At 40.7% G+C, this 17887-nt stretch carries 17 protein-coding genes; 10 read left to right on the forward strand and 7 right to left on the reverse strand.

What is annotated here, in order from left to right:
• The first annotated feature begins 105 nt into the window (after positions 1-105).
• The 8 genes from ACJ9PY_RS04935 to ACJ9PY_RS04970 all read left to right on the forward strand — a co-directional run bounded on the left by ACJ9PY_RS04935 (position 106) and on the right by ACJ9PY_RS04970 (position 9311).
• The gene (locus ACJ9PY_RS04935; protein ID WP_411739587.1) at positions 106-1281 is read left to right on the forward strand and encodes an acetyl-CoA C-acetyltransferase; all 1176 of its coding nucleotides are present in this window, start codon (positions 106-108) and stop codon (positions 1279-1281) included.
• Between the two features lie 272 nt (positions 1282-1553).
• A complete protein-coding gene (locus ACJ9PY_RS04940; protein WP_411739588.1) occupies positions 1554-3101 on the forward strand; it encodes a class I adenylate-forming enzyme family protein in 1548 nt (515 codons plus the stop codon).
• A gap of 25 nt (positions 3102-3126) precedes the next feature.
• Positions 3127-3546 carry an acyl-CoA thioesterase gene (locus ACJ9PY_RS04945; RefSeq protein WP_411740238.1) on the forward strand — a complete coding sequence of 140 codons (420 nt, stop codon included), beginning with the start codon at positions 3127-3129 and terminating at the stop codon, positions 3544-3546.
• Positions 3547-3550: 4 nt separating this feature from the next.
• On the forward strand, positions 3551-5257 hold the full coding sequence (locus ACJ9PY_RS04950) for an acyl-CoA dehydrogenase family protein (RefSeq protein WP_411739589.1): 1707 nt from the start codon (positions 3551-3553) through the stop codon (positions 5255-5257).
• Positions 5258-5434: 177 nt separating this feature from the next.
• Positions 5435-6499, forward strand: coding sequence for a cupin domain-containing protein (locus ACJ9PY_RS04955; RefSeq protein ID WP_411740239.1), 1065 nt, complete (start codon positions 5435-5437; stop codon positions 6497-6499).
• Positions 6500-6519: 20 nt separating this feature from the next.
• The gene (locus ACJ9PY_RS04960; RefSeq protein ID WP_411739590.1) at positions 6520-7368 is read left to right on the forward strand and encodes a fumarylacetoacetate hydrolase family protein; all 849 of its coding nucleotides are present in this window, start codon (positions 6520-6522) and stop codon (positions 7366-7368) included.
• A gap of 86 nt (positions 7369-7454) precedes the next feature.
• Positions 7455-8684: an FAD-dependent oxidoreductase gene (locus tag ACJ9PY_RS04965; RefSeq protein WP_411739591.1), complete on the forward strand. Its 1230-nt coding sequence runs from the start codon at positions 7455-7457 to the stop codon at positions 8682-8684.
• Positions 8685-8753: 69 nt separating this feature from the next.
• On the forward strand, positions 8754-9311 hold the full coding sequence (locus ACJ9PY_RS04970) for a hypothetical protein (protein WP_230177227.1): 558 nt from the start codon (positions 8754-8756) through the stop codon (positions 9309-9311).
• Between the two features lie 233 nt (positions 9312-9544).
• Here the strand turns inward: ACJ9PY_RS04970 and ACJ9PY_RS04975 are convergent, their stop codons facing one another.
• The 3 genes from ACJ9PY_RS04975 to ACJ9PY_RS04985 are packed head-to-tail and all read right to left on the reverse strand — an operon-like array spanning position 9545 to position 12069.
• Positions 9545-10087 carry a TVP38/TMEM64 family protein gene (locus tag ACJ9PY_RS04975; RefSeq protein ID WP_411739592.1) on the reverse strand — a complete coding sequence of 181 codons (543 nt, stop codon included), beginning with the start codon at positions 10085-10087 and terminating at the stop codon, positions 9545-9547.
• Between the two features lies 1 nt (position 10088).
• Entirely contained in the window at positions 10089-10766 is a 678-nt protein-coding gene (locus ACJ9PY_RS04980; protein WP_411739593.1) for a response regulator transcription factor, read from the reverse strand.
• Positions 10744-12069 carry an ATP-binding protein gene (locus ACJ9PY_RS04985; RefSeq protein ID WP_411739594.1) on the reverse strand — a complete coding sequence of 442 codons (1326 nt, stop codon included), beginning with the start codon at positions 12067-12069 and terminating at the stop codon, positions 10744-10746. Before ACJ9PY_RS04985 ends, ACJ9PY_RS04980 begins: the two co-directional genes overlap by 23 nt.
• 1015 nt (positions 12070-13084) lie before the next feature.
• On the opposite strand from ACJ9PY_RS04985, the gene ACJ9PY_RS04990 reads away from it, so the two are divergent.
• The gene (locus ACJ9PY_RS04990) at positions 13085-13561 is read left to right on the forward strand and encodes an Lrp/AsnC family transcriptional regulator (protein ID WP_034315019.1); all 477 of its coding nucleotides are present in this window, start codon (positions 13085-13087) and stop codon (positions 13559-13561) included.
• Between the two features lie 34 nt (positions 13562-13595).
• Here the strand turns inward: ACJ9PY_RS04990 and ACJ9PY_RS04995 are convergent, their stop codons facing one another.
• From ACJ9PY_RS04995 to ACJ9PY_RS05010, 4 genes are all read right to left on the reverse strand, one after another.
• Positions 13596-14147, reverse strand: a complete 552-nt coding sequence (locus ACJ9PY_RS04995; RefSeq protein ID WP_249596930.1) for a chromate transporter — start codon at positions 14145-14147, stop codon at positions 13596-13598.
• A complete protein-coding gene (locus tag ACJ9PY_RS05000; protein ID WP_411739595.1) occupies positions 14147-14734 on the reverse strand; it encodes a chromate transporter in 588 nt (195 codons plus the stop codon). The genes ACJ9PY_RS04995 and ACJ9PY_RS05000 overlap by 1 nt, the downstream gene beginning before the upstream one ends.
• A 423-nt stretch (positions 14735-15157) precedes the next feature.
• Complete coding sequence (locus ACJ9PY_RS05005) at positions 15158-16030, reverse strand: DMT family transporter (RefSeq protein WP_098936227.1); 873 nt, start codon at positions 16028-16030, stop codon at positions 15158-15160.
• 586 nt (positions 16031-16616) lie between these two features.
• Entirely contained in the window at positions 16617-16826 is a 210-nt protein-coding gene (locus tag ACJ9PY_RS05010) for a hypothetical protein (protein WP_057275681.1), read from the reverse strand.
• A 617-nt stretch (positions 16827-17443) separates the two neighbouring features.
• Here ACJ9PY_RS05010 and ACJ9PY_RS05015 point away from each other — a divergent pair.
• The gene (locus ACJ9PY_RS05015; RefSeq protein ID WP_411739596.1) at positions 17444-17806 is read left to right on the forward strand and encodes a group I truncated hemoglobin; all 363 of its coding nucleotides are present in this window, start codon (positions 17444-17446) and stop codon (positions 17804-17806) included.
• Positions 17807-17887: the final 81 nt, after the last annotated feature.

The raw sequence follows: 17887 nt of genomic DNA on the forward strand, positions 1-17887 counted from the left end.
GGACATTTAATGGTGGTAGCTAGGAACATGAGGCAAATGATACGCCCAAAACTACGAGTATTGATTATCAGGTTTAAAATGAAAAATTAAAATGAGGTGAATGAAGTGAAGGAAATCTTATTGTTAGAAGGAGCAAGGACGCCATTTGCTGAAATTTCCGGATCATTCCGTGATATCACAGCAACGGACTTAGGCGTCTTTGCCGCAAAAGAAGCCATACGGCGAGCCAAAATTTCTGGTGAAGATATCGATCAAGTTGTATTCGGGAATGTGCAGCAATCAAGCAAAGATGCCCATTTGCTGGCGAGACATGTTGGGTTAAAATCTGGCACCCCGATTCACGTCCCTGCATTGACCATTAATAGACTGTGTGGAACGGGTGTTGAATCTATTTTAACAGCGGCGCGTTACATTTTAACAGGGGAAGCGAATGTCATATTAGCAGGTGGAACTGAAAGCATGAGTCAGGTACCGCATGTAATTCGCGGAATGAGATGGGGAAGTCAACTAGGGGCGCCTGTTGTAGAAGACTGGGTATGGGACGGCCTATACGATACTTATGGAGAATGTACAATGGGTGAAACCGCTGAAAACTTGGCTGCTAAATATAATCTGTCCAGGGAAGAAGTCGATCAGCACGCTCTTGCAAGCCATGAACGTGCCCTTGCTGCAAGAGAAAAAGGCTATTTAAATGAAGAAATCGTACCTGTGAACGTGAAAGGCAGAAAGGGCGATAAAGTCATAGAAGACGATGAACACATTCGGGAAACTAGCATGGCACAGCTTGGGAAACTGAAGGCGAGATTTGTTGAAAACGGGGTAGTTACACCTGGTAATGCGAGTGGCATGGTTGACGGAGCGGCGGCAGTCATTGTCGCCTCAAGTGACTATGCAGAAGTAAAAGGACTGAAGCCGATTGCTCGACTTGTTTCCTGGGACGTAGTCGGAGTAGAGCCAAAGTACATGGGGATTGGACCTGTTCAGGCCATTCAAAGTGCATTAAAAAAAGCTAACTTAACAATCGCGGACTTAGATCTGATTGAAATCAATGAAGCATTTTCAGCTCAGTACCTTGCTTGTCAAAAAGAATTAGGCTTTGACCTTGAAATAGGAAATGTAAACGGTGGGGCAGTTGCAATGGGACATCCGCTAGCGGCGAGCGGAACAAGAATCGTAACCGCACTCATTTATGAATTGAGAAGACGCAATAAAAATTATGGGGCAACAGCTGTTTGCATTGGCGGGGGTCAGGGAATTGCGGCAATTTGGGAAGCATTATAAGGTTGTGATTTATAGAACCGTATAATCAAAGTTTAATGTAGTCCTTTTCCAGGGATTGAAAGGATTTTGTGTACAAATGACGAAATAACTGATGAAAATGCAGGGATTCATGGTCATTGGGATTAGGATTCCATAACGAGGCGTTCATGCTGAAAATAGAAGTTAATGTAGGCTAAAGTTAAAAGGGAAAACAAGTTTCTGGTTAAAAAAATCACATTTAGAGGCAGGAAAAATGGCGAGATTTTTAGAAACATACGGGAGCGAGTGAGTATATGGAAAATGATCGGAATCTTTTGACAATTTACGGCTTATTGGAGCGTGCTGTTTCAGCTAATGGGGATAAAGAAGCGATATATGATTTGAAGAGGCGGGTCTCCTACCATGAAATGAAAAAGGATGTGGAACGGTTTGCCGGGACACTCTACAATCTGGGCATAAAAAAAATGGACCGGATTGCTGTCTCATTGCCCAACTGGTATGAAACAGCGGTTATATTTTTTGCTGCAGCCAAAATTGGGGCGGTGATCGTCCCCTTTAACCATAAATATCGAACACATGAAGTCGAATACATCTTAAAGAATTCCGAGCCGAAAGCGTTGATAGTGACGGAAGAATTTGATCAAAACTTTGGGTTAAAAGAAGCGCAGTCGATTGTGCCGTCATTGATCTCTGTACGGTTCACACGGGATGGCCTCCATCAATATGAGGACCAAACCGATGGTGATGTCATGGAAGCAGAAATTGATGTGAATAACGATCTATTTTGTATTTTATATACGTCCGGGACAACCGGCGTGCCAAAAGGCGTTATGATCACGCATAGAGGTGTGGTGCAATCCGCGAATACTTTGGCAGGGGAACTTAGATGTACTGAAGAGGACGTTTTTGTTGTATCAGCGCCGCTGTTTCATATCTTTGGCATGGCATGCAACTTGTTTTGCGGCGTATCCGCCGGGGCACGAATGGTGTTACAGGAAAAATATCATCCCCGTGAAACTCTTAAACTGATTGAACAAGAAAAAGTTACGATAAAGATGGGTGTTCCGACAATGTTCATTAAAGAAATGGAACTGGAGGATTTTGATAGTTACGACTTGTCGACATTGCGTACAGGCATGGTGGGATCTGCTCCAATTCCACCAAGTAAAGTTAAGGAAATACGAGATCGCATGGGCATAAAACTTTGTCAATCATTTGGGATAACGGAAACGGTTACGGTTACATTGACTCCTTATGATGATGACGAACAGAAAATAACGAAGACACTGGGAAAACCGATTCCTGGGGTTGAGTTGAAAATTGTTGATGAAAACCGACTTGAAATCCCATTAGGGCAAACAGGAGAGATAGCCCTCAAAAGCTTTGGGATAATGAAAGGCTATTACAAAATGCCAGAACATACGGAAGATGTTCTCGATCGGGAAGGCTGGTTCTATACCGGTGATCTAGGTGTCCAGGATGAAGAAGGATATCTGCATTTTGTAGGCAGAAAAAAAGAAATGATAATCCGTGGGGGCTATAACATATATCCCCAGGAAATTGAAAGTGTGCTGACCAAACATCCAAACATAATGGTTGCTGCAGTCGTGGGCATTCCAGATGAAGTGCTTGGTGAAGTGGTGTGCGCGTTCATTCAGCTAAAAAAAGGAACAGAAATTTCAGAAGGTGAAATTAAATCCTTTGTAAAGAAACAAATAGCAAATTATAAAGTCCCTGAAAAACTCATGTTCATTGAGGATTTTCCAATGACGGCTAGCGGAAAAATCCAAAAATCGAGACTTGTTGATCAGATGGATGCGAAGGTCAGTCGTCCCGTCTGAAATTGAAAGGAGCATATCTAACATGATAGCAGAATATTCGTTCCAGGTAAGATGGGGTGACACGGACGCAGCAGGAATAGTGTTTTATCCCAACTTTTATAAATGGATGGATGAAGCCACTCATGAATATTTGTCAGCCCTAGGGTTTCCATCCTCCAAACTTTATGCAGAACAGCAAATTGGTGTCCCTTTATTAGAAGCTAACTGCATTTTCAAATGTCCTCTTTTCTTTGAGGATAGCGTGGTTGTACAAAGTACAGTTGAAGAATTACAAAACAAAGTATTTAAATTGCGGCATGCTTTTATTAGAGGCGAACAAATAGTAGCTGAAGGGTATGAATTACGTGCCTGGACATCATTTGAGGGTAAACCGAAGGCGCTACCGGTTCCTGAAGATATCCGGAAAAAAATGATGCCGAAAACCCACCAGTCTATGAAGAGGTGAATACATGCTTACGGAAAAAAAGGAAATCAAATATTTTTTGAATACTGACATCCTTCCTGACGAAATTTTCACACCCGAAGACTTTAGTGATGAACATATTATGCTGGAAGAGATGACCGGGAAATTTGTGAAGAACAGAGTTTATCCTGCATTAGGAAACATAGAAAACCAGGAGTTTGATGAAACAGTGCGTCTTATCAAAGAGGCAGGTGAACTCGGGCTGATCAGCGCAGATATTCCAAAGCAAGATGGCGGGCTAGAACTTGGCAAAGTCAGTGCGTCCATCATATCTGAAAAAATGGCGCTTGGACGTTCGTTTTCCATTACATTTGGAGGACAAACCGGAATTGGGGCGTTGCCAATTGCCTATTTTGGAACTGTGCAACAAAAGGCGATGTATCTCCCAAAAATGTTATCTGGTGAGACTATAGCTGCATATGCATTAACCGAACCTTCATCCGGCACGGATGCAATGAGTGCAAAGACAACAGCGGCACTTTCAAAATGTGGGAAATATTACATTCTAAATGGAGAAAAACAGTGGATTACCAACTCTTCTATCGCTGGCCTATTTATTGTGTATGCAAAAGTGAACGATGAAAAGTTTACTGCTTTCATTATTGAAAGAGATTACGAAGGAGTCTCCATTAGTCCTGAAGAAAAGAAAATGGGATTGCGGGGGTCTTCCACATGTTCTCTTATTTTGGATAATGTAAGAGTACCTTCTGAAAATGTTATTGGAGAAGTAGGGCGTGGGCATATTATTGCGTTTAACGTATTGAATATCGGCCGCCATAAGCTTTCAGCCACTTCATTGGGAACTGCAAAGAGATCGATTGAGCTAGCAGTTAGCTATGCCAATGAAAGGAAGCAATTTGGCCAGCCTATTTCCAGCTTCAACTTAATCAAAAATAAACTGGCTGATATGGCTATAAAAACATACGCTAATGAAAGTTCCGTGTATAGAACTGCAGGCGCGATGCAGGAAGGGTTTGCAAATATGAAACAAACTGGCCCCGATGACTTTTGTGAAACGATTTCCCGTTATACTTTAGCATGTTCGATCAACAAAGTTATGTCCACGGAAGTTCTTGACTTTATCGTAGATGAAGCCTTGCAGATCCACGGTGGATATGGATATATGGAAGATTATGAAATAGAGTCACTATATCGTGATTCCAGGGTAAATCGGATTTTTGAAGGTACGAATGAAATTAATAGAACCCTGATTGCTTCAACATTACTAAAAACCTATGAATTGCCAAGTAAGAAAGGAAATGTTGACGAAGGTACGCTGCTACGTGAAAAGCAGACACTTCAGCTGATGAAAAAGCTTTATCATTCTACAATAGAGTCTGTTCGGAAGAACGGCCTGATAAATCTAAATCAAGAACAGGAAACAGCTGCATTTATCGCGGACCTAGTCATCGGAATTTATTCGGCGGAAAGCTCCATTTTACGAACGGAAAAAGCAGTACAGATAACAGGGAAAGATAAAAACAGCCAAAAAATTGCTTATACGAAAGTATTTATACATGAAACATCCCAAATGGTCGCCATCAGAGCCTTAAATATTCTAAATCATCTCGGTGATGATGAAGCATTTTCGCGGATTGCCGGCCGTCTTATCATGAGTTGCCCGGAAGATATTGTGGAAGTGAAGCGTAAAATAGCGGATGTAATTATTGAAGCTGAAAAATATGTTTCTTAGATATTAGTGCAGATACCAGATCAGCTACCGAGATAATTGGGAGCGGTAAATAAAGTTCGATTATTAGATTTAATTATGGAATCGCTTTCAAATCATGAATTTATTTTAAAAGGAGTGAATTGAGTGCCTAAAAGTGAAGTTTATACACAGGAAAAGCTAGATCAGTATTATGAAGGAATGAAGAAAGGAAATCTTGGCCCTCTATGGTACGACCTTGGCCATATGGTAACGAAAGAGCCGGTACATGATGTAGAGCCGTATTTATGGAAGTGGAAATCCATCCGTGAATATGTGCTGACTGCAGGGGAATTGCTGGAGCCGGGGAAAGACGCAGAACGCCGTGTAGTGTATCTTCAAAATCCGAGCCTGCTGAAGCGAGGTCTTGTTGGCTATGGGACACATACTTTATATGCAGGCATTCAGCTACTGTTACCTGGTGAGAGCGCCCCCTCCCATCATCACTCGCAATCCGCGATCCGTTTTGTTATTGAAGGGGACGGGGCATACACGGCGGTTAATGGAGAGAAAACGTATATGGAACGTGGAGACATGATTTTGACGCCGGCCTGGACTTGGCATGAGCACAAGCATGAAGGGACAGAGCCGATGTTTTGGATGGATGGGCTAGATGTCGGTCTCGTCCGCACGATGGCTGCATCGTTTTTTGAACCGTATGAGGAAGAGTCTTACCCGATGGAAGCACCAGAAAACTATGCTAATCAGCAATTTTCAATGGGAGCGTTTAAAAAGCTAAATGAAAAATCAAACCCTGATTATCCATCACCTATTTTCGGTTACAAATTCGATCGTGTTAAATATTTGCTTAATCAGATGACAGAAGCAGATTTTGACCTGTTTGACGGCTATGCGATTGAATATATTAACCCAACCACAGGTGGCTCTGCCGATTCCCGCATTGGCACAATGATGCAAAAGCTGAAACCTGGTCAGCAAACGAAAGCGCACCGACATGTTCACAGCGCAATTTTTCATGTTCTTGAAGGTACAGGCTATACGGTCATTGATGGTCAGAAGTTTGAATGGGAAAAAGGGGATTTCTTTATTCTGCCGCCATGGAGCAATCATGAGCATGTGAACACGGGATCAGAAGATGTGTTCCTATTCTCCTTCAATGACAAACCCGTCATGGAAAAATTAGAGCTTGAATTCAGCGAGGGATACCAAGAAAATGATGGACACCAGGTAGTGGAAAAAGTCTTTATTCCTGACGGAACCGTTTGAAAAGAGAAGGGGGAGGCATTGTGAAGATTGCTATTTTTAATGACGATTTACTTGGAGTGGTAATGGGAGACCGTGTAACAGATGTATCAAAAGTAGCAGGGTGGGATAAAGCTGACCCGAATTCTTCTTTCCTCAAGCTCGTTGAAAATTATAATGAACTAAAAGAGGAAATGAATCGGGAAGCGGAAACAGGAACTTCTTATTCATTGAACGAGGTGACATTGAAGTCCCCTGTACCAAGTACACGGAAAATTTGGGCTGCACCTGTGAACTATCGAAAACATCAAGAAGAAATGAATGAAATATTCAACAACGCACCTAGGACAATCGAAGAAATTGCCTTGTTTCTGAAATCACCTGAGTCCTTATCTGGCCCCTCCGATCCCATTTTACTTCCTTATAAGGATCGTCGTACTGACCATGAGGCTGAGCTTGGATATGTGGTCGGTAAAAAGGCGAAAAATATAAAGGTGGAAGAGGCAAAAGATTATATCTTTGGTTACTTTGCCTTATTGGATATTTCCATTCGGGGCAATGAAGAGCGGACCTGGCGAAAGTCGTTTGATTCATTTACTCCGATTGGACCATGGATTGTGACTTCCGATGAAATCGAAGATCCAAATGACTTGGCCATGACATTATGGGTCAACGATGAAGTGCGTCAGGATGGAAGTACAAAACATCTCATATACGATTGTTACAAATGTTTTGAAGTGGCATGCGATAATATGACGCTCCTTCCTGGAGATATTGTGGCAACGGGTACCCCTGAAGGAGTTGGTCCGATTGAAGAGGGGGATTGTGTCCGCATTAAAATTGACAAAATTGGTGAATTCACCGTAGATGTTAAACTGGCCGGTGAAGTTTAAGGAATTGTAAAACTGAAAATGTCTATTTTGCCTTATAATTCTAACCACAAATAATCATAAAATATTAAATAAGGAGAATCTCATCTATGGAAAAAATAAATAAATGCGATGTAATAGTTGTTGGCGCTGGCCCGGTTGGTTTAGTTGCAGGTCTTGCATTGAAGCAAAAAGGAATTTCTTCTGTAGTTATAGAAGCCGATCCGCACGGACGTCCTCGTCCGGGTAGCCGGGCGATCTATATGCACAGTGCAACTCTAAAACTTTTGGAAGAAATTTCGAAAGGACTGGGGTTCACACTGGGGCGCAATGGGATCATTTGGCCTGTTAAGCGAACACTTTATAAAGGAAAAGAAGTATATGTCCGTAATTATGGATTTACGGATAATACCGATCAAAATAAATTACCCCATTTCACGGCATTGCACCAAGATGATATCGAAAATCACATTTATGATGCCTGTCTTGACGCTGGTGTTGAGTTCGTTTGGGATTCACCAGTGAAAAAATTGGATATAACCGGTGCTGGGGTGAGATTGACTACAAAATCCGGTGAAGTGTGGGAAGCACAATACATTATTGGCAGTGACGGATCACATTCAGTTGTAAGAGAACAGGCTGGTTTAAAATTTGAAGGACCGCGAACGGCAGATACATTCCTTGTAGTTGATGTAAAAGAGGATGAGGAAAATCCCCTGCCGCTTGAGCGTACATTTCATTATCAACATCCAGCAATGGGAGGAAGGAATGTGATGTTTGTTCCGTTTAAAGGTGGCTGGCGGGTGGACCTTCAGCTTTTAGAAGGTGACAATCCGAATGACTATACAAATATTGAGGGTGTCAAAAAGTGGCTTCCAAAAGTGATGGATGCTAAATATGCTGAGCGTATTACATGGGTATCAACATACCGTTTCCATCAGGTCGTTGCCAATTCTTTTACAGATGAAAAAAGGCGAGTTCTTCTCGCCGGTGAAGCAGCCCATTTATTTGCACCTTTTGGTGCCCGTGGATTGAACTCCGGAGTTCCGGATGCAATTATTTCTGTACGGGGGATTAAGAAAGCGCTTCAATCTAACTCTGAAACGGAGCGAAAAGAAGCAATTGATGCAGCTGCCACCGAAAGACGTATTGCCGCAAAGTGGAACCGTGACGGATCAACCACTGCATTACATCACCTTCAAGGAGATGCCCCTGAAATGAACCTAAAGCGTGAACTTGCAGCATCCCTCGTATCCATAGTTCCAAGACTGGGACGCTGGCTCGATGAAGGCCCATATGGACCGAAATTTGGTCCTCCAGAACTGACAACAAAATATTAACAGACATTGGTCGACAGGGAAATCCCAGTCAGCCTGATAAAACGGAAGGTATGAAAGGAGCGGACTAATATGGCTTTAGTCGGAATAATCAATGAAGAAAAGTACGGTACGGACGCACGGCCTGCCAATGAAATGATTGTGCGACTTACTTCCATAGACTGGTATTCACAAGTCGGGGTGAAGTGTAATGAAGCAGAGAGAAAAGTAGATCAGTTTATGAACGCAATTGGCGTCAGTGAATATAAAATAAAGTGGCTTTCGGCAACTCAGGTTTCAGAGGCAATCAGCTGTCTTTCGTTTGAAAGAAGTACACTTTGGGAAGTTCTAAAGGAATTACCAGATCAACTTAAGGAAAAGATCGATGCCGCTGGAAATGAAAAACTGCTTGCAGATATCGTGGACAAAGTGCCGGAGGCCGTTTTTCATGGAGCATATAAACATGCATTCAACGCATTTAGGGATGAAAAAGCAATAAAGTTCCTCGTTGGACATGCCATGTATATAAGTGTTCTTGCTTGTACAGCTGAACTTGCTGGTGAAGAAAACCCATTTTCCTTTATTGTAGAATTGCTTGAAGATGGACATCTGCCGCTCGGTCCTGAAGGAAATACATTTTATCTTCTATAATTTAAGAAGCAAACATGATAGGATGTTTGCTTGCTAATATCACCTACTCACACATACCGGATAACACATATAGTAGTGTTAAGATACTATTGCAAACAAAGACTTTTGAAGACTACCATCTTCCAATAAGAAAACAAGGTAGCCAGAAACGGAAAATCTGGTGCAGCCTTGTTTTCGTTTCAGTTTTATATACGAATAGTTATTTGCCTAAGAACAACTTGTTAGATTTCGGATTATAACTTATTTCTATTAAAGTAATAAAAGACTGCGATTACCAGAATCAACAGTATCAAAACAATCCTTAAATCGTCCGATGCCTTCATTACCTGTGTTACCGAATAGGCCTCGACAAGGAGGGCGGGCAGTTTTCCGATGGATGTCGCGAGGAAGAAAATCATCATTCCCGTCTTGCTTAATGCTGCTGTAAGGTTGATTGCGCCGGATGGTATAAAGGGAAGGAGCCTAAGTATCAGGATCATCCAAAATGCATGAAACCCTTGTGACTTTTGCAGCTTCTTGACCCACCGGTGCTTCATGAACTTGGGTTTGAGTGTTTGAAAGCCCTTTCGATATAACCAAAAGCTAACCACTGCACCTGCAATTTCTCCCATGTAAGAAAGGATCAATCCCTTTTCAAATCCAAATACGCTGATATTGGCGGCCGTGATGAATACACTTGGAATAATACCAAGCACGCTGATCAATATATTGAATACTAAACTTACAGCAATGGAGAAAGGGCCGCTGGATAGTAATGCCTCAGAAATGAAATCCATATCAATCCCCAGAACTCCATTTATACCCGATGCCCCAGACTGTTTTCAAATGTTGATCTGCTGGAAAACCGGCATGACGCAATTTCTCTCTAATATTTCGAATATGGGAATCGATTGTCCGATCTTCGGTATCCGTTTTAAATCCCCATATGGTCGAAAGCAGGTGGTCTCTGGAATACACTTGATCTGGGGATTTTAAAAACAAGCACAGCAGTGAGAACTCTTTCGGTGTAAATGGAATTGTTTTGGTATCATAATGTGCTTCATAAGCGGATTCATTTAATTTTAGCCCCCTAAAGGTCAAAGAATCATCCTGATTATGCACCCGCCGCGTCACTGTTTCTATTCTGGCAAGTAAAACATCTTCATGAAAGGGTTTCGTAATATAATCATCTGCACCCTTTTTCAACCCTTTCACCATATCTTGTGCAGCATCCCGGGCGGTGAGCATGATTATGGGAATGCTGGAAAACGCACGGATCCTTTCGCACGTTTCCCACCCATCCATCTCAGGCATCATTACATCAAGAAGTACTATGTCCGCATGTTCATGCGCTAAGAACTGTAAGGCTTCATGTCCAGATTTCATCTTCAGGCATGTATATCCGTGAGGTTTAATGTATAGCTCTAATAGATCAAGCATTCTCTGTTCATCATCAACCAGAACTACTGTCTTCATTTGTTATCTCCTTAAATGTGATAGTGAAGCACGTTCCTTGCTCCAAGTTGCTTTTAACCGAAATGATTCCACCTTGTATCTCCACTAATTGCTTGACAATGGAGAGCCCCAATCCGAATCCGCCGGTATCTCTGGCACGTGATTTCTCGACACGATATAAACGATCAAAGATATGGGGGACATCTTCAGGTGGAATGCCAACCCCTTGATCGATTATGGAGATGGAAATCCAGCCATTGCATTCAGTGGCTTTGATGGTGGTGACTGTATATTCGTTCGAGTACTTCAGCGCATTATCCAACAGGTTAAGAATGACTTGCTCAAACCGTGAGGGATCTATATCTATAAATAAATCATCCTTGCATTCCAGATTCAATTGAATTCTTTCATTTGCAAAAGCCGGTAACACTTTTTCATGAATGTTTTGCAGGAATGAAGAGAGCTGAACGATTTCTTTTGATATGGTGAATGTATTTACATCCATTCTAGCCATATTGAATAGTTCGTCCAATAATTTGTTTAATCGTTCGGATTCATCATGGATGATCTCTAAGTATCTTGTTCGTTCGGATGCATCCAACTCTTTCCGGCGGGTTATATCAGCGTATCCCTTGATATAAGTTAGCGGCGTGCGCAGTTCATGGGAGATACTTGCCAAAAATTCATTGCGTTCCTTCTTTAAATAGTTCAATTCATTAGCCAAGCTTTGAATGGATTGGGCAAGCTCCCCGAGTTCATCATGTGATCGTACAGGCACAGCCACTGAAAAATTCCCTTTGCTGAGTTTGGTTGTCGCTTCCTTCATCGAAATAAGCGGTCTAGTCAAAGCCTTTGATAGAAAATAGATGGTGATAAGCATGAATAAAAGGAGCAATGCAGTCGCAAAAAGGAAATGCCTATTCAATTGTGCGATTAAATCCTCAACATCTCTAGTATCTTTGAACATATAAACATAGCCTTTATTTTCTTTATCACTGATAAATGGCGTTACGGTGGCTATATATCTTTCATCCTTCCAACTTGATTGGAGGACCATACCTTTTCGGGGTACTTGCGGGATCTTTTTTGCCAAGATTTTGTTCATTCCCCCATTTACCTTTGCGGAAGATATCAGAATATCTCCTCTAGTGTTCGTAATCACGACATCTGTATCGGTATGGTATTCCATCAGTCCGATATGCTTAAGGGTAGAGTCGGAATACGTGATTTCCAACACATCACGATGACTATTTCCACGGGCCTTCAGTGATTCCAATTCTTGATTGATACGGGAATGGATCACTTTATTATGCAAGTAAATCATGGAGACGGTTTCCATCAAAAAAATGCAAATAAATATAGATAGTCCGAGTTTAAAGGAGATTTTCAGGATTATTCACCTTCTTATTGAATAAAGTCAGTTTAGCGAAAAAGTATGAAGAAAGTATGCAGATTTTTTCAATTTCTTTGCATCTATTAAACAACGATAATCCGAATGGTGACTTGTTGCAAGAGAGACAATAGGTTAATGGGCCAAAACTGTCACTTTTTTAAGTCCTGTGCAGGGGGAATCAGGTAGTATTTAGCCACTCCTCCCAATGAACATATACGTAAGATTATGCGGCAACCGTGGAAAAACATAAGTTTCCACGCGAAACCATTAAACATAACACTTTTCGAAGTTGTTACTAATTATTGATATAGAACTTATTTTAAGTACACCTCTAACGAATGGAAACTGCCGGGAAATGGACCGTTTCTTTACTTAGTTTATACAAAATGTTTTGTATTAAGGAAACATTTTGTCGTGAATGAATACTATGTAAAAAAGGAGCTGATCCATATGAATTGTACAAACCGTACGCAGAAAAAAATAATGGCATATTCCGCATTATTCAAAAAAATGGGCATTATCAATGATGAGGAATACAAAAATATCGCAAAGACCTTTCAATCAAAGGGTTGAGGAAGTGCCCCTTGGATATTCATAAACTTTTAACCTGCAGTATACGGTCTGTAAAACCCCCGCCTTTCAATCTTAGAAAAGGAGGGGGACTGCAGACTATTAGGATATCAAGGAAGTGTGGGCGATGTTGTCAATTTGTCGGGCTCTAAGTCTATCGATCTTTTTGGCGGCTGCACCCAGCTGGTTGAATTGATGCACCTTAAGTTTGAAAACTACATAAACGATGGACATTTCTTGGCAAATAGGAGGGAGTTCATTGAAAAGGGATACGAAAAAATTTCTTGCGTTAAGAGAAGTGAAAAGGAAGATTGTTGTGATCCGATGGTGTTCTCTGCGATAATGGAGTAAAGAAATTGAAAAGGAGTTACGTAAGATGGCGGAGGACTTTAAGATTCCCAGCTTGAAAGTTGATGAGATCGATAAGAAAATCATATCGGTTTTACATGAAGATGCACGAATTTCATATACCGACTTAGCGAAGAAAGTGGAGCTTTCCAGAGTTGCGGTTCAGATGAGGATTAATCATCTAGTTGAAAACGGTGTGATCGAGAGGTTCACTGCGGTCATAAATCCAGCTAAGGTCGGCATCCATGTTTCGGCATTCTTTAACGTGGAGGTTGAGCCAAAATATCTGGAATCGGTCGCGCAGCAATTAGAAAGTGAACCGGCTGTTACGAGTTTATATCATATGACCGGTCCGAGTAAACTCCATATGCACGGAATCTTTACTGATAATCAAGAGATGGAACGCTTTCTTAATGAGAAACTGTATGCGGTCGTCGGTGTTGTCAGCGTTGATTGCCAAATTCTCATTAAACGTTATAAAAGCCGGATGGGCATGAAGCTTTAATAAAAAAATCCCCCTAAATAGGCGGATTTTTTATTTATGTGAGCGGGATGATAAAGCCGCCATACGCAAAGGCAAGAATGATTACGAATGCAGGGTGGATCTTGAATTTACCTAAAGCCAAGAAGGCCAATCCAGCGATGAAGATTGAATGGATGTAGCCGATGGACCCGACCGCGTCCGCGGCCATATTCCAGGTGAGCAATAACATCATGATCGCGATCACGGGCTGTACAAGTAGTGACATGCCTTTTACGATAGGCGATTGCTTGTATTTTCGCAGGATTTTTAATAGATATATCAAAGCCACGGCTGAAGGGATGATCGTGCCTGCCAATGCAGCTAGAAATCCTGGCCAGCCATATACATCATATCCGACATATGCGGCTATTTTCGTGGCGATGGGTCCAGGGAGTGAATTTCCTAACGCGAGCATTTGTGAGAACTCGGTATTATCTAGCCAGCCATAACGGGTGACGATTTGATCATACATAAGCGGAATCGAAGCTGGACCTCCGCCGTAACCAAGAATATTGGCAATGAAAAACGCTAGAAAAACAGTAACTCCTATTGGGATAATAATACCCATTAAGAGGATTCCTCCTTCCTATCAGTCTTTTTATTTTTCAATCTATCCTTTAATTTATAATGAAACGCCCCATATAAAAGAAACATCATAATGACGATACCCGGATGCAGGGAAATGACCTGCAGAAGCAAAAAGGAAATCGCAAAAAAGGTGATTCCGAGCACCTTTCCTAACCCTTTTACCGCCTTTTCGCCAAACTCATAAGCCATTTGACCAAGCATGACAGCGACAACCGGCATGACAGCAGCAATCATATTACTGATCATTGCCGAATTACTTAGAACATTAATGAACGCAATCAAGAAAACCATTGCAATGCATGAAGGTAACACGTGAGCGGCCACACTTACGATGGCTCCCGGCCAGCCTTTTAATTTATAACCAAGATATGCTGCCATCTTCGTGGCAATCGGTCCAGGGAGTGTATTGGCAATCGCCAATGTGTCCCCGAATTCATCATCGTCAAGCCAGTGATAACGGGAAACTGCTTCGTGGCGGATGAGCGGGATGACAGAGGGCCCGCCGCCGAATCCTAATATCCCCGTTCTCATCATTCCAATCGTCAATTCCGTATATGGATTTTTCAAAAACGATTCCTCCTTTGTTATAAAATTCAGCATTCATTTCCAAGATTATGAATTAATGATAACAAAAATTCTTTCGAAATGTACATGAAATTATGATAATAATTACGTAATGAATGTATTTTAAGGGATTTTCGATATAATGGGTTGAAATAAACAAAAGAAAGTATCTTTTTGCCTTGAGGAAGGAAGTTTGGATTACATTAGACAAACAAGCTAGTATAATGCTATTCACTCTAGTGCGATGGGTTATTGGATTCCGCCTTATTAAAGGGGGATAAGAAGGAGAAAATATAAACAAAAAACAACTTTTCTGCAAGCCCCCTTTTTTAAACCTAAAAAAGAACCCTATAGGCAGCCTGTTTCAGAGTGACTGCTCTATAAGGTACATTTTTTAATATATAATTCTAATAAACTTAATGTGGGTCATTCTTCCCGAATGACTAATAGCACACCGGTAAAAATTAAGATTGTACCGATCCAAAAGGACAAGCCGATTTGTTCACCTAGTATTAACCAACCTAAAAAAGTACCGACTATAGGCTGTAAAAAGAAAAATAGTCCGCCACTTGAAGCGGTAAGCATTTGCAGTCCGCGATTCCACAGTAAAAAGGCACATGCTGTTGAAATAACGCCCAAGTATAGAAGGCCGCCCCATATGGATGGATGCATGATGGCTTGAAAATCAAGCTCACCCAATCGACTAATCGTTAAAGGGGTTAAAAGGACAATTGCCACAAGCACGGCATAGGTCGTTATAACAATTTGTGAATATTGTCCTGGTACACGTTTGATTAGAACAGACATAAGGGCCCAAGTTAACGCAGCAATAAGCAGTGATACGCCTCCAAGTTGGTGAGATGAGCCAATATGGGCATTTCCGACAATGATACCGACACCGATTGTCGCTAAAATAACAGAAATTGATTTTTTTAAAGTGATCTTTTCTTTTAAAACGATACGTGCAAATATCACCATGAATGCAGGTGTTGTTGAAGTGATGATGGCTCCCATTTGCGCAGAAGAAAGTAGTGTACCAACTTCCTGGGTTACGATGGAAATGGTGTTCCCAACAAGTCCTATAATGAAAACCAAAAGCCAGTCCCGTTTGTCGATCCGCCAAGATTGTTTTGTTATTAAACCAATTGTCAGCAATGCTAAAATCGCAATTACATATCGTAATAATACTAATTCAAGCGGCGGAACAACGTCTACCACAACTTTTACCACAACATACATCCCGCCCCAAATGCTGGCAGCGAGTGATAAATATAAAGAACCTATTATCGTGTTTTTCATTTTTGTACCCTCCGTTTTAACTTAACATTTCCAGTCCTTAACGGAGATGCAGTTTTTCTGCCGTTAAGGAAGAAAAACTGCAGGTACATCATTTTCGAATAGTGGTGACCACAACATCAGCTTTCAGCTCACTTTCCAAAAATATTTATTTTCAATGATGTTAGCTAATTAAAAAGCTATTCGGAGCTGCTACCGATCATTCGTTTCAAACGTCAGTAAGTTATTACCATACTCATTTAAATATACAAGATTTTAGATTAATAAAACAACAAATTATAGTATTTAACCTAGCGTACCATTAAGATCATTCGCATTATACTAAAACTTAAAACACAGGAAAAACCCCAACCTTAAAAACTGGTCGGGTTTCTTTTGGTTCATGGATTCTAGTTGGAATAGAAAGAGGGAATTTTAGGGAAGGGAATCAAATGGTACAGTAATTATGCTGATCAAATTGCCGGCAGCGGTAATGATGTAAATAATAATCTGGAAAGAAAAGGTGGATTAGGATTAATAGTCCCTTTAAGAGTTTAATCCTGATCCACCGTTAAGGTGAATTTAGTGTATGTCCTTTCCGGAAGCATCACTATCCGTTATATTTTCTTTCGATTTTCCTGAACTCATCTGATAGTTCAAATAACGTGTGTAAGACGGCTGTTTGAATATATAGATTCATATAATTATCATTGCTCTTCTTTTGAAAAGATAAATCATGTTTTTCATTGATTTTCCGAGTTATACATTCATTAATTTCGCTCCACATTTCTTTCGTTCCTTCTTTAAATTTAGTCTCCATAATCTCCCACTCCTTTTTTATTAGTTTATCCAATCTATTACATTCTTATACTTATTTTTTGGCCAAACTGGTAAATTTTTTATCTTAAAATTAATGTATTCAGTTTTTTTGGGTATCCTTCTGTTTGAGTGCACACTCGAAAAATAGGAGAGGTCATCACCCAAAAGGAACGCTTCGCTCAGTTTTTAGACAAAAGGGCTCTATCTAAAAGTTAAAAAAGTTGATTGGAACGGATGGCTGCCCCCGCGGAAAGCGAGTGCCTGGAGGCAACGTTCGAATTGTACAATCCCTAAAAGGGGGCAGGGTGTCACTATCGCATTCCTTCTCTATAGTTACTTTAATTGAGCCATATTCTTGAGTGATGTATTGTACAAATGACAGGAGTTTGGAATAATTAGCATAATGATATTAAAGAACATGTAAACCTTTATCGATTCATGAATAGGAGATCGTTATGTTTAAAATTATGATAGTTGAAGATGATGAAAAAATTAGAAAAATTGTGGCTGATACGCTAACAAAGTGGAAATACGACGTTGTGGGTATTGAAAGATAAGGAATAAATTCAAATTTTCTACAAAGAATACTTCTATTAATTACAAATTAGGAGTGTGGATATGGAACAAACACTTTATGAAAAAGTCGGCGGAGAAGAAGCGATAGCAAAAGTTGTGGACTATTTTTACTCCGAATTGGTCCTTAAAGATGAGACAGTTAATCATTTTTTTGAAAAAACGGATATAGAAAAGCAACGAAGTCATCAGACAAAATTTATTAGTTTTGCATTAGGCGGCCCAAAACAATATTCTGGACAATCCATGGCAAAGGCGCACCAAGGATTGAATCTGCAACCTGCCCATTTTAATGCCATTGTCAAACATCTTAATGATGCACTTGCTCACTTTGGAGTGAATGAAGCTGACAGAGATACAGCTTTGACTAAAGTTGCTTCACTAAAAGATGATATTTTGAATAAATAAATAGTGAGTTAACAGATGCTTTACCAGGAGTTGCTTGGCAACTCCTTTTTGTATGAAAACACAATAGTAAAAAAGCCATGC

The organism is Peribacillus sp. S4, from assembly GCF_046715815.1.
In the GTDB taxonomy this organism is placed as follows: domain Bacteria; phylum Bacillota; class Bacilli; order Bacillales; family DSM-1321; genus Peribacillus; species Peribacillus frigoritolerans.